At 72.2% G+C, this 12,403-nt stretch carries 9 protein-coding genes; 6 read left to right on the forward strand and 3 right to left on the reverse strand.

The annotated features are described in order from the left end of the window. Position 1 precedes the first annotated feature (1 nt). Positions 2-541: a phosphopantetheine-binding protein gene (locus tag AC0KTA_RS35395; RefSeq protein WP_481052273.1), complete on the reverse strand. Its 540-nt coding sequence runs from the start codon at positions 539-541 to the stop codon at positions 2-4. 270 nt (positions 542-811) lie between these two features. Here AC0KTA_RS35395 and AC0KTA_RS35400 point away from each other — a divergent pair, with 270 nt between their 5' ends. Then, positions 812-1,852: a GNAT family N-acetyltransferase gene (locus AC0KTA_RS35400; RefSeq protein WP_481052274.1), complete on the forward strand. Its 1,041-nt coding sequence runs from the start codon at positions 812-814 to the stop codon at positions 1,850-1,852. A gap of 68 nt (positions 1,853-1,920) precedes the next feature. Here AC0KTA_RS35400 and AC0KTA_RS35405 read toward each other — a convergent pair whose 3' ends face one another. Beyond that, the gene (locus tag AC0KTA_RS35405) at positions 1,921-2,907 is read right to left on the reverse strand and encodes a LacI family DNA-binding transcriptional regulator (protein WP_481056675.1); all 987 of its coding nucleotides are present in this window, start codon (positions 2,905-2,907) and stop codon (positions 1,921-1,923) included. Positions 2,908-3,346: 439 nt separating this feature from the next. Between AC0KTA_RS35405 and AC0KTA_RS35410 the strand changes: the two genes are divergently transcribed. From AC0KTA_RS35410 to AC0KTA_RS35425, 4 genes are all read left to right on the forward strand, one after another. Next, a complete protein-coding gene (locus AC0KTA_RS35410) occupies positions 3,347-4,318 on the forward strand; it encodes an ROK family protein (RefSeq protein WP_481052275.1) in 972 nt (323 codons plus the stop codon). A gap of 162 nt (positions 4,319-4,480) precedes the next feature. Continuing rightward, complete coding sequence (locus AC0KTA_RS35415) at positions 4,481-4,645, forward strand: hypothetical protein (protein WP_481052276.1); 165 nt, start codon at positions 4,481-4,483, stop codon at positions 4,643-4,645. Positions 4,646-4,734: 89 nt separating this feature from the next. Then, a complete protein-coding gene (locus tag AC0KTA_RS35420; protein ID WP_481052277.1) occupies positions 4,735-7,788 on the forward strand; it encodes a helix-turn-helix transcriptional regulator in 3,054 nt (1,017 codons plus the stop codon). 148 nt (positions 7,789-7,936) lie between these two features. Continuing rightward, positions 7,937-8,635 (forward strand): GNAT family N-acetyltransferase, encoded by a 699-nt coding sequence (locus AC0KTA_RS35425; RefSeq protein ID WP_481056676.1) that lies wholly within the window; start codon positions 7,937-7,939, stop codon positions 8,633-8,635. Positions 8,636-8,738: 103 nt separating this feature from the next. Here AC0KTA_RS35425 and AC0KTA_RS35430 read toward each other — a convergent pair whose 3' ends face one another. Beyond that, positions 8,739-10,796 (reverse strand): NPCBM/NEW2 domain-containing protein, encoded by a 2,058-nt coding sequence (locus AC0KTA_RS35430; protein WP_481052278.1) that lies wholly within the window; start codon positions 10,794-10,796, stop codon positions 8,739-8,741. Between the two features lie 267 nt (positions 10,797-11,063). On the opposite strand from AC0KTA_RS35430, the gene AC0KTA_RS35435 reads away from it, so the two are divergent. Continuing rightward, positions 11,064-12,332 (forward strand): ABC transporter substrate-binding protein, encoded by a 1,269-nt coding sequence (locus AC0KTA_RS35435; protein WP_481056677.1) that lies wholly within the window; start codon positions 11,064-11,066, stop codon positions 12,330-12,332. The last annotated feature ends 71 nt before the right edge of the window (positions 12,333-12,403 follow it).

Raw genomic sequence — 12,403 nt, forward strand, 5'->3', positions numbered from 1 at the left:
GTCACGCCGGCGGTGGCGAGGTCTTGAGCCGCGCGGCCAGCAGCGGCGCGATCTCGCGAACCGTCCCGGCCGCGAAGAGTTCGACGAGGCTCAGCTCTGCCTCGTACGTCTCCTGGACCTCGTTGAGGAACGTCACCGCGGCCAACGAGTCGCCGCCGAGGTCGACGAAGTCGTCGAGGACGCCGACGCGGGGCCGTGCGAGGAGCCGGGCGAGCCGGGTCGCCAGGTCTTCCTCGAGCTGCGAGCCGGGCGATTCGTACCAGGAGACGGCCGATGGACCCGTGACGTCCTCGACCGAGTCGAGCGGCCCCTCCGGCATCCGGGTCACGGCGACCACGGTCGGCTCGACGGCGTTGTGCCCGGCTCCGTCCAGTGCCGCGCGCAGGTCTTCGCGGACGTCGAGCACGCCTGACATCTCGCTGAGCACCACGACGACGCCGATCCTGTCGCCACCCGGCGCGACGGCGGAGTCGAGCACACCGGGGTGACCGACGAGGGCCTTCTCGATCGTCGCCACCGACGCCGCATCCGACGCCCGCATTGCGGTTTCTCGCCTCATCACGCTCACAGTCCCTGGTCGGCCCCTTCGGCCCCGTCGGCCCCCAGACCAGTCTGCATGCCCGTGATGACAGGCCAACTTCGGTGACCCGGTCGGGTGATGACCGCAGAGCCCGTGGGGACTTCGTACGGTCGCGGCGCGATGCACACCATCCAAGGACGGGCGCCGAGCAGCGCAACGACCCGGGCAGGCCGTCGCCCGCCGCGAACAATCCGGTTGCGCCGCCCGCGGCACGGCGCGGACCCTGGCCGGATGGATGAGTTGGCGACCGAGTCGCCCGAGCCGGACGAATCGCTCGCGCCGGGCGAGCCGCCCCCGCCGGACATATCCTCGACGCCGGACACAGCGCCCCCGCCGCCCGACCTCACCGTACGGCCCGCGACCCCCGGCGACGCCGAGGAGATCTGCAGTCTGCTCAACGCCGTCGACGTCGCGGAAGTCGGGCACCCCGAGACCGACCTGGGCACCGTCGAGACCGACCTCGTGCACCCCGAGGCCGACCTCGGCCGCAATTCGTGGCTGGCCTTCCGGCGCGGCAAGCCGGTCGCGTACGGCCTCCTCTGGGACGACTCCGGCGGCGAACGCATCGACGCCGACCACTACGTCCTGCCCGGCCACCAGGACGCCGGCGAACGGCTGCTCGCCGCGATCGAGCGGCGCGCCGCCGAACGCGCCGCCGAGAACGGCGTGACACGCGCCGTCGTGCACCTCACCCTCAACAGCCGCCCGACGCTGGACAGGACGACGCTCACCCGCCGCGGCTGGCACCCCGTCCGCCGCTACAACGTCCTGACCCGACCGCTGTCCCCGGCGGCCGACCGCACCCCGACCCCGCCACCCGGCCTGACCCTGCGCACCTGCGAGTCCGACGCCGACCGGCGGCGCGCCCACGCCCTGGTCGAGGAGACCTTCGCCGCCCACCACGACCATCAGCCGCGCGGCCACGAGCAGTGGCTGGCCGACCTGGGCAAGGGCATGGACTGGTCGCTCGTCTGGATCGCCGCCCTGTCCGGCGCGGGCGACGTCGCCGTCGTCCTGACCCGCGACGACCGCGAGGCCATGGCCTGGATCCGCAACCTCGGCGTCCGCGAGCGGTTCCGCGGCCGGGGCATCGCGGGCCACCTGCTGCGCCACGCCTGCGCCGTGTACGCCGCCCGGGGCCGCGCCACCGTCGGCCTCGGCGTGGACACGGAGAACGAGACGGGTGCCCTGCGCCTGTACACGTCCCACGGTTTCGCGCCGCACTTCGCGGCGGACACATGGGAGATCACTCTGCCCGTACCCGGGGCATGAGACCCCCGCGCGCCACCCCTCACGCCCGGCGCCCCGCCCAGCACGGCACACCGCCCGCCCGACCCCTCTCAGTCCGCGGGCGCCAGCTCCCCCGACCCCCGCGTGATCAACCGCGTCGGCAGCTCGATGCGTTCCGGCGCGTCCCGGGCGCCGTCGAGCTGGCGGAACAGGCGCTCCGCCGCCGTGCGGCCCAGCTGGGCCGCGTCCTGCGCGACCACCGTCACGCCGGGGCTCAGCAGGTCGGCCAGCTCGATGTCGTCGAAGCCGACGAGGGCGACGGGGCGGGGGAGGGCCGCGAGGACGCGCACCACGGTCACCGTCACGCGGTTGTTGCCGGCGAAGACGGCGGTGACCGGCGCGGGGCCGGTGAGCATCGACTCGGCCGCGCCACGGACCCGTTCGGGGTCCGTGGGGCCCAGCGACACCCACGACTCGTCGACGTCGATGTCCGCGTCCGCCATAGCCGCGCGATAGCCGCGCAGCCGCTCTATCGCGGTGTGGATCCGCGGCTGGTCACCGATGAAGCCGATACGGCGGTGACCGTGGGCGATGAGGTGCGCGACGCCGTCGCGGGCGCCCCCGAAGCTGTCGGAGAGCACCACGTCGGCGTCGATCCGGCCCGGCGGCCGGTCCACGAACACCGTGGCGACACCGGCGGCGATCTCCGGCTCCAGATAGCGGTGGTCGTCGCCCGCGGGGATCACCACGAGCCCGTCGACCCGGCGCGCGCACAGCGCGAGCACCAACTCCTGCTCGCGGTCCGGGTCCTCGGCGCTCGAACCGTTGATGAGCAGCGCCCCGTGCGCGCGGGCCACTTCCTCCACGGCCCGGCTCAGCGGCCCGTAGAAGGGGTCGGCCAGGTCCTCCAGGACGAGGCCGATGCTCGCCGTACGGCCCTTGCGCAGCACCCGCGCGCTGTCGTTGCGCCGGAAGCCCAGCGCGTCGATGGCTTCCTGGACGCGCCGCTCCGTGTCGGGCGTGACGCCCGGCTCGCCGTTCACCACACGGGAGACCGTCTTGAGGCCCACGCCCGCGCGCGCGGCGACGTCCTTCATGGTCGGCCGGTTGCCGTAACGGCTCTTGGCGTCCGCGGTGCCGTCCGAAGGGCTCCCGTCGGCGCGGGGGCGGGAGACGGGGGTGCGGGCGGTCTCTGCCACGGTGCGCTGTCCTGTCTGTCGTCCACTGGGGGCGGGTCCATCTGCGGGGCTGTGCGTCTGCGGGTCTCAGTCTGCGTAATGAACGCCGGTTGGGGCCAGGAAGTTCATATTTCCAACGTCCAACTCTGTACGGGAGACTCCCTCCGTACGAGGGGCTCTCTCTGTACGGGGACTCCCTCCGTACGGGACTGAGCCGACGTCCACCAGGCACGCGGACAGAACACCGCGGCCGCAGGCATGTGGCGTCGAGCATAGAACCTGGACAACGTTGTCAGATGCACGAGAGACTGTGCACCGCACTCTCCGGCCTGCCCTTTCACCAGGAGATCTGACACTGATGCCCACGGACCTCGTCGCCGCACTCGACATCGGCGGCACCAAGATCGCCGGAGCCCTGGTGGACGGCCGCGGCCGTATCCTGCTGCGCGCGCAGCGGCCGACGCCCGCGCGCGAGGACGGCGACACCGTGATGCGGGCGGTCGAAGAGGTGATCGGCGAGCTGACGGCCGGGGAGCCGTGGGGCGAGGTCCGCGCGGTCGGCATCGGCAGCGCCGGTCCGGTGGACGCCTCCGCGGGCACGGTCAGCCCGGTCAACGTCCCCGGCTGGCGCGGCTACCCCCTCGTCGAGCGGGTCCGCGCCGCAGCGGGCGGCAGGCCGGTCGAGCTGGTGGGCGACGGCGTGGCCATGACGGCGGCCGAGCACTGGCAGGGCGCCGCACGCGGCCACGACAACGCGCTGTGCATGGTGGTGTCCACCGGCGTCGGCGGCGGCCTGGTCCTCGGCGGCGCGCTGCACCCCGGCCCCACCGGCAACGCGGGCCACATCGGCCACATCAGCGTGGACCTCGACGGCGACCCGTGCCCGTGCGGGGCGCGCGGCTGCGTCGAGCGGATAGCGAGCGGCCCGAACATCGCCCGGCGCGCCCTGGAGGCAGGCTGGCTCCCCGGCCCCGACGGCGACACGTCCGCGGCGGCCGTGGCGCTCGCGGCCCGTGCGGGCGACCCCGTCGCGCTCGCGTCGTTCGAGCGCGCCGCGCAGGCCCTGGCGGCGGGCATCGCCGCCACGGCGACGCTCGTCGAGATCGACATCGCGGTGATCGGCGGGGGAGTGGCGAGGGCCGGCGACGTCCTGTTCACGCCGCTGCGCCGCGCCCTGCGGGACTACGCCACGCTGTCCTTCGTCAGCAGGCTGACCGTGGCGCCCGCCCTGATGGGCACCGACGCGGGCCTCGTGGGCGCCGCCGCGGCCGCGCTGCGGGCCTTTCCCGACGCGACGGTCGGGCGGTTGCGGCCTGCGGTCAATCGCTGAGAACGTCCATCGCTGAGAACTCGGCCTTCCCTAAGGTCCCCTTGCCTCAGGCCTAAGGCAGCCCGCGTGCGGCAAGGTCCGCAGGCCTCCCGATGTGGCGCCCCCACCTTGGAGACGACGCTGGAAACACAGAGAGAGACCAGCTCGCCCAAGGAGACCGTCGTGATGCATCACGAGTTCCAGACCGCCCGCCAGGCCGAGATCCTTGCCCGTGCCGCGCGGCGCCGCCTGGTACGCGAGGCCGAGAAGGCCGCGAAGGCGGCCCGTACCGCCGCCGACAGCACCTCCGGCACCGACAGCCGCAAGCGCTACACCCCCGCCGCGTGACGGAGCAGGGGCGTCGCGCGGCCGGGCACCCGCCCGCGGCGGCCCCCGCCGACGTCGAAACGGTTGTCCCTCACCTCGTACGACATGCGATGCTCAGCACCGTGCAGAGCAGCCACATAAGCCCCGTCTTCGTAGGCCGCAGCGCCGAACTGACCGCCCTCGGCGAGGCCCTGTCCCGCGCGAACGCCGGGGAGCCCCGCGCCCTCTTCGTGGGCGGCGAGGCCGGCGTCGGCAAGACCCGGCTGATTCAGGAGTTCCTCGGCCGGGCCGCCGCGGACGGGGCCGTCGTCGCCCTCGGCGGCTGCGTCGAAACCGGCGCCGACGCCCTGCCGTACCACCCCGTCTCCACCGCCCTGCGCTCGCTGCGCCGCCGGCTCGGCGCGGAGCTCCACACCGCCGTCGCCGGCCAGGAGGGCGAGCTCGCCCGGCTGCTGCCCGAGCTCGGCGAGATGGACCGGGGCCGCCCCGAATCCGACGGCCGTGCCCGGCTCTTCGAGCTCACCGTCCGCCTCCTCGAACACCTCGCCGCGGACCGCACCCTCGTCCTGGCCCTGGAGGACCTGCATTGGGCCGACCGCTCCACCCGCGAGCTGCTCAGCTATCTGCTGCGCGCCCTCACCGACAGCCGCCTGCTCATCGTCGCCACCTACCGCGCCGACGACCTGCACCGCCGCCACCCGCTGCGCCCCGCCCTCGCCGAGTACGAGCGGCTGCGCACCGTCACCCGCCTCGAACTGCCCCGCTTCGACCGCACCGAGGTCCGCCGCCAGCTCGCCGCCATCCGCGGCGAGGCCCCGCCCGAGCAGGTCCTCGACCGGGTCTTCGCACGCTCCGAGGGCAACGCGTTCTTCGTCGAGGAGCTGGCCTGCAGCATCCTCGAAGGCTCCCCGGGCGGCATCAGCGACTCCCTGCGCGACCTTCTGCTGGTCCGGGTCGAGGCGCTGCCGGACGAGGTGCAGCGCGTGGTGCGGATCGCCGCCGAGGGCGGCTCCGAAGTGGAGTTCCGGCTCCTTGCCACCGTCACGGGCCTCACCGAGGACGAGCTGATCGAGACCCTGCGTACCGCTGTCGCCGCCGCCGTCCTGCAGCCCTGCGCCGAGGGCGAGTCCTTCCGCTTCCGGCACGCCCTGATGCGCGAGGCCGTGGCCGGCGACCTGCTGCCCAGCGAGCGCTCCCGGCTCAGCCGCCGCTATGCCGAGGCACTGGAGGCCGACCCGACGCTCGTACGGTCCGAGGAGCGGGCCGGACGCCTCGCCGGCTACTGGTTCGACGCCCGCGACCCCGCCAGGGCGCTGCCCGCCGTGATCGCCGCGGCGGCCGCCGCCCGCGGCCGGCACGCGTTCGCCGAGCAGCACCATCTGCTCGAACGGGCGCTTGAGCTGTGGGACGACACCCCCGAGGAGCTGCGCCGCCGGACGATGCGGCAAGGCGTCGACGACGGCCTGTGTCCGGCCATCTCCCCCGACATGACCGGGGACTTCGTGGACCTGCTCGCCGCGATCACCGTCGCCGCGCGCCTCACGGGAGAGCGGGAGCGGGCGCTCGCCATCTGCAAGCGGGCGCTGCGCAAGCTGGAAGGCGACCCTTCCCCGAGCTCTCGGCCTCGCTCGAGCCAGGGAGACGGAGACCGCATCCGGGCGGCCTGGTTCTGGACCGAGCGCTACCAGCTGATGCGCGACCTCTCCCGCTCCGACGGCTGGGACGAGATCGCCCATGCCCAGAAGCTGGTGAAGGGCCTGCCGCCGTCCGTCGTGCACGCCGATGTGCTGACGCATGCGGCGTACTGGTACGCGGTGCACCAGCCGGGGCCGACGGCGGTCGAGACCGCGAAGCAGGCGGTGGAGCTCTGCCGGATGACGGGCGCCGAGATCACCGGCATCACCGCGCAGCACACCCTGGCCTGGCTCGTCATCGACTCGGGCGACGTCGAGGCCGGGCTCGAGCAGGCCCGCGAGGTGTGCGCCCGGGAGCTGGAACCGGGCAACGCGAACGTCGTGCTGCGCGGTTACGGCAACCTGTCCACGGCGCTGCACGGCATCGGCCGCTACGCCGAGGCCGTCGAGGTCGCCGAGGAGGGCAGCGGCCTTGCCGAGCGGCACGGGCTGCCGGACACCGCCTCGTTCATCGACGCCAACCTCGCCGAATCCCTCACCCAGCTCGGCCGGTGGGCCGACGCCGACGAAGCGCTCGCGCGGGCCGACGGCCGCCGCGGGGTGAGCGTCCGAACCCGGGGGCAGATCGCCGGGCAGCGGGCCGAACTGGCCTTGGCCCGGGGCGCGTTCGACGAGGCCCGGCGCTGCCTCGAGGAGTCCGACAGCTGGACCATCGGCCCCTTCCCGGAGCCGCAGCACACGCTGGCCATGGCCCGGGTCGCCATCGCGCTGGCGGCCGCCGACGGCCGGATCCTCGACGTCCGCTCCCTGCTGGGGGCGGCGGTCGGCGAGGCCATCGCCCCCGGCCACCAGCGCTACGGCTGGCCGCTGCTGTACGAGGCCGCGGCGGCGGAGGCGCGGGCCCGCGGGCTCGCGGTGTCCGAGCCGGGTCGCGAGGCGGCGGTGGAGCGGATCCGCGAACAGATGACGGGCCAGCCGACGTTCGTATCGCTGTGGGCCGCGCTGGCCCTGATGACCGAGGCCGAGCTGCGCACAGCCGAAGGCCGGGACGCCACCGCCCGCTGGACGGAGGCCGTCACCGCCACCGAGCAGCTGGAGGCCCCGGCGCTGCTGGCCACCGCCCGGTTGCGACTCGCGGAGGCCCTGATCGTCCAGGGCGGCGCCGGGTCCCGCGGAGCGGCCGGTGAGCTGCTGCGACTGGCCAAGGCGGTGGCGCGGGAACTGGGCGCGGCGCCCCTTGAGACGGAGATCACCACGCTGGCCGGCCGCGCTCGGATCCCGCTGCGGCAGGTCGACGGGGAGGCGGACCCGCCCCCGGCGCCGGCGGCGGCGCTGGGGCTGACCGTCCGGGAGCGGGACGTGCTGCGGCTGGTCGCTTCCGGACGGAGCAACCGGCAGATCGCACAGGAGCTGTTCATCTCGCCGAAGACGGCGAGCGTGCACGTTTCCAACATCCTGGCCAAGCTGGGCGCTTCGGGCAGAGGAGAGGCCGCGGCCATCGCGCACCGGCTGGGTGTTTTCGACGCGTGAGCAACGGAGTTCGGCGTGTTCGCCTCCGCCGTGGGCGAGCCGTGGAGACCCCGGTGCCGCCGAGGAGTGCCGGGATGCAAGGATCAGGCAGGTGAACAGCAATGCCGCCGCCCTCGACAGCGCCGCCGCCCTCGACAGTGCCGCAGTCCTGGACAGTGCCGCAGTCCTCGACAACCCCGTGGCCGAGTCGCTGCACGGGCAGCACGCACATTTGGCCCGATGTGTCGGGCGGGCAGCCACGTACCTGTCGGGTGTCGCGACGTTCTGTGCGGTACCGGCCGAGCCGGAGGCGGCGGACTGGGCCGATCTGGCGCGGTTGCTCGGCCGCGGCGGTTTCGCCGACATGTTCAGCAGTCCGGCGATCCCTCCGCCGGACTGGCAGCCGGTCTTCGAACTCGAGGGACGGCAGATGCTGTGGCCTGATGGGCATCGGCCCGGTGATCCTGATCCTGCGGCCGGCGTCGCGATCGTGGAGTTGGGGCCGGACGACGTGCCCGAGATGCTCGACCTCGTGACGCGGGCCGAACCCGGGCCGTTCTGGCCTCGCACCTGTGAACTCGGCACCTATCTCGGGATGCGTGCGCAAGGCCGCCTGGTGGCGATGGCGGGCGAGCGGCTGCGGCCCCCCGGCTGGACCGAGATCAGCGCCGTGTGCACGGCCCCCGAGGCACGCGGCCAGGGCCACGCCGCCCGCCTGGTGTGCGCGCTGGCCGAACGCATTCTGTCCCGGGGCGAGCGGCCGTTCCTGCACGTGGCCGAGGCGAACACCGGTGCCATCGCCCTCTATGAGCGGCTCGGATTCGAGACCCACAAGTCCGTGACCTTCCGCGGTTTCCGCACCCCGTGACCTCCTGAAGCACGAAGTACGCGTACGGGCCCGGCCGAGCCCTGAGGGCAAGGCCGGGCCCCGCGTGCGCCCGGGCACGAACGGGCCTCACGCGTCCGCGGTCTCAGCAGCCGAGCACCGGCTCCGCCCAGTCCGCGTGATCCGAGTCGATCCCGTCGCCGCCGTCCGTGACGACGAGCCGGACCACCTCGGCGCCGCTCACGTCGGCGGAGAGGGCCCGCGCGGGATCGGCGTTGGTGAGGACGCCGGTGGAGGCGGCCAGTTTGCCGTCCGCCCACACCTGGAAGGCGACCGTGCCGTCGAGGAGCTTCTCGTCGTCGACGCCGACCTGCGCGGTGAGCTTCTCGCAGGCGCCGCCGGCGTAGTACTCGACGCTGCTCTCCGCGTGCACGCCGAGCCCCTTGGCGTACACCTTGCCGCCGATGGTGATCGGGTTGCCGTCACCCGCGTCGCTCTCGCCGTTGCTGGTGTCCTTCTCGACGGGGCCCCAGCCGTTGGTGGCGGACAGCCACGGCAGGCCGCTGAGCGCGGAATCGCCCGCGGGCGGGGCGACCACGACCTGTGCCGTCAGGGGCAGTTCGAGCCGCACGCGGCCACCGCCGGGGGCGCGGTGACTCGCCTTCAGGTCGAAGGTGTACGTGCCGGGCTTGGCGCTCCGCGGTGCCGTCACCTGCCATGACGTGCCGAGGATCTCGCCCGTGCGGAGCGCGGACGCGCGGGTCGGCGATGTCGCCTTCACCCGCCAGCCGGCGGGGCCGGTGAGCGTGACGCGGACGTCGCGGGCGTCGGTGCTGCCGCGGTTGGCGACCTTGGTGAGGACCTTCTCGGACTTGCCGGCCTCCACCAGCGGGTCGGCGCTGGCGCCGATGTCGACGGCGGGCGGCTTGTCCTGCCACGTGTCGTCGGCCGTCACGCGCACAAGGACGGTGCCGTGCGCGGGCACGGTCGCGGAGATGGTGTCCGCGACGTTGTAGCTCTCGTGCTTCCACAGGTCGCGCAGGGTGTAGCCGTCGGCGGCGGGCAGGCCCACGGCCCGCGTGGTGGTGGAGATGGTCTGCGCGCTGCCGGTCTCGTTGAACAGCGCGACGGCGCGGCTGCCGTCCTTCATCTCCTTGGCGACGACCCAGCGCCCGCCCTCGGACGAGACGACGTGGCCCTGCTTGCCCAGCGGGTCCTGGTCGACGGCGATGACTTCCTTGTTGCCGAGGATGTCGAAGGTCTCGGGGCCCACCTTGCGCAGGTCGGAGCCGATCAGCAGCGGCGCCGCCATGATCGACCACATGGAGAAGTGCGTGCGGTACTCGGTGGCGGTCATGCCGCCGTTGCCGACCTCCAGCATGTCCGGGTCGTTCCAGTGCCCGGGACCGGCGTGCTGGGCGAGCGGCAGGTTCTTCTTCATGATGGACAACATGGAGCCCCAGTTGTCGCTGATGTCGCCGGTGGTGCGCCACAGGTGGCCGACGTCGGCGGCCCACTCCCAGGGCTTGTTCTCGCCCCACTCGCAGATGCTGTAGACGATCGGGCGGCCCGTGGTCTCCGACGCCGCCTTGAGCGCGTCGCGCATGGCGATGTAGCGTTTCTTTGCGTCCACGCCCTGGTTATTGCAGTTGTCGTACTTGAGGTAGTCGACGCCCCAGTCGGCGAACTGCTGGGCGTCGCTGCGCTCGTGGCCGAGGGCGCCCGGGAAGCCCGCCGTGTTGCAGGTCTTCGTCCCGGCGCTGGTGTAGATGCCGAGCTTGAGCCCCTTGGAGTGGACGTAGTCGGCGACCGCCTTGATGCCGTTGGGGAAGCGCTTGGGGTCGGGCACCAGCTTGCCGTTCGCGTCGCGCTGCGGCAGCGCCCAGCAGTCGTCGAGGTTGACGTACTCGTACCCCGCGTCCTTGAGGCCCTTCTCCACGAAGATGTCGGCGATGCCCTTGACCATGGACTCGTCGAAGTCGGCGCGGCAGTGCGTGGCGTTCCAGTTGTTGAAGCCCATCGGCGGGGTGAGCGCGAGGCCGTCGGGCAGTCGGGGCCCGTCGGCCGCAGGTGCCTGGGCGGTGCTCGGGCCCTGGGTGTCGCGGGCGACGGCGGGCGCCGCGAGACCGGCGGCGCAGAGCAGCGCCGCGGCGAGCGACCCGACCACTCTTCGGCGGATTGTGCGGGTGGGAAGGTGACGCATCGTTACGTTCCTCCGTACTCGCGGAAGATGGGATGTCTCCATGTACGTGTCATGCGTGCGCGCTTACGGTAGGCCGTGTTGAACTCTGTTGGAAGAGGAGCGGTAACGGTTCGGGCACCTGGCGTCAGAACCCTTGACGGCGGGGACTCGTGGGAGTGAGATCCAATCCTCGCGTTCGGTTGTGTTCGGTTGCACCCCGAGGAGGGGGACATGGCACAGTCATCGTTCAACGGTCCGGAGGCCCCGCACGGCGGCGCCGGACATCCGATGTCCCGGCGGAACCTCCTGCGCGGTGCGACCGTCGGCGCCGGGGCGGTCACCCTCCCGGCGCTGCTCACCGCCTGCGGTGACGGCCCCGGCGGCAACAAGAACGAAGTGACGGTGGGCTCCAACGCCTCGGACGCCGTGCCCAAGAAGGCGTTCGCGGCGGCCTTCGACGCGTACGAGAAGAAGAGCGGCAAAACCGTCAAGGTCAACACCACGGAGCACAACGAATTCCAGCAGAACGTCACGCGTTATCTCCAGGGTTCACCGGACAACGTCTTCATGTGGTTCGCCGGTTACCGCATGCAGTATTTCGCCGAGAAGGGCCTGCTGGTCGAGATCAGTGATGTCTGGAAGGACTTCAAGGGCTTCTCCGGCGCGCTGAAGGACCAGTCGACGCACGACGGCAAGCAGTACTTCGTGCCGTACTACTACTACCCGTGGGCCGTCTTCCACCGGAAGAGCCTCTTCCAGAAGCAGGGCTATGAACAGGCCAAGAACTGGGACCAGTTCATCGCGCTGGCCAAGAAGATGCACAAGGACGGCATCCCCGTCGCCTTCTGCGACAAGGACGGCTGGCCCGCCATGGGCACCTTCGACTACATCAATCTGCGGCTCAACGGATACGACTTCCACAAGAGCCTGATGGCGGGCGAGGAGGCGTGGACCGACCAGAAGGTCAAGAAAGTCTTCGACCTGTGGCGCGAACTCATGCCGTACTACCAGAAGGGCGCCCTCGGCCGGACCTGGGAGGAGGCCGGGCAGGGTCTCCAGCAGCGCAAGACCGGCATGGCCGTCTTCGGGATGCCGCACCCCGGCCAGCAGTTCCCGGCGGACGAGCGCGGCGACATCGACTTCTTCGCGTTCCCCGAGATCGACCCGCAGTTCGGCCAGGATGCCGTGGAGGCCCCCATCGACGGATTCCTCATCGCCAAGAAGTCGCGGAACGTCGAGGGCGCCAAGGATCTGCTCGCCTGGCTCGGCACCGCGAAGGCCGAGGACATCTACCTCAAGGGCGACCCCAACAACATCGCGGTCAACGACGGCGCCGACATCAGCAAGTACAGCCCGCTGCAGAAGAAATCCGCCGAACTGGTCTCCAAGGCCAAGCAGATCTCCCAGTTCCTCGACCGCGACACCCGCCCCGACTTCGCGCAGACCGTGATGATCAAGGCGCTGCAGGACTTCATCGACAACCCGAAGGACGTCGACGGGCTCGTCAACCGGATCGAACGGCAGAAGAAGGACATCTTCTCCTCGTCCGTGAGCTGAGGCGCCCGCACATCGAAGCGCCCGCTCATCCGGGCGCCGCCAGGTCCGAGAACCGAGTCGGGAGGAACGCA

Source organism: Streptomyces sp. Y309 (genome assembly GCF_056712025.1).

What these genes read in the sequence shown, in the direction of transcription:
- AC0KTA_RS35395 (WP_481052273.1), bottom strand. Translation starts at nt 541, where the DNA reads ATGCGGGCGTCGGATGCGGCGTCGGTGGCGACGATCGAGAAGGCCCTC.
- AC0KTA_RS35400 (WP_481052274.1), top strand. Translation starts at nt 812, where the DNA reads ATGGATGAGTTGGCGACCGAGTCGCCCGAGCCGGACGAATCGCTCGCG.
- AC0KTA_RS35405 (WP_481056675.1), bottom strand. Translation starts at nt 2,907, where the DNA reads ATGAAGGACGTCGCCGCGCGCGCGGGCGTGGGCCTCAAGACGGTCTCC.
- AC0KTA_RS35410 (WP_481052275.1), top strand. Translation starts at nt 3,347, where the DNA reads ATGCCCACGGACCTCGTCGCCGCACTCGACATCGGCGGCACCAAGATC.
- AC0KTA_RS35420 (WP_481052277.1), top strand. Translation starts at nt 4,735, where the DNA reads ATGCTCAGCACCGTGCAGAGCAGCCACATAAGCCCCGTCTTCGTAGGC.
- AC0KTA_RS35430 (WP_481052278.1), bottom strand. Translation starts at nt 10,796, where the DNA reads ATGCGTCACCTTCCCACCCGCACAATCCGCCGAAGAGTGGTCGGGTCG.
- AC0KTA_RS35435 (WP_481056677.1), top strand. Translation starts at nt 11,064, where the DNA reads ATGTCCCGGCGGAACCTCCTGCGCGGTGCGACCGTCGGCGCCGGGGCG.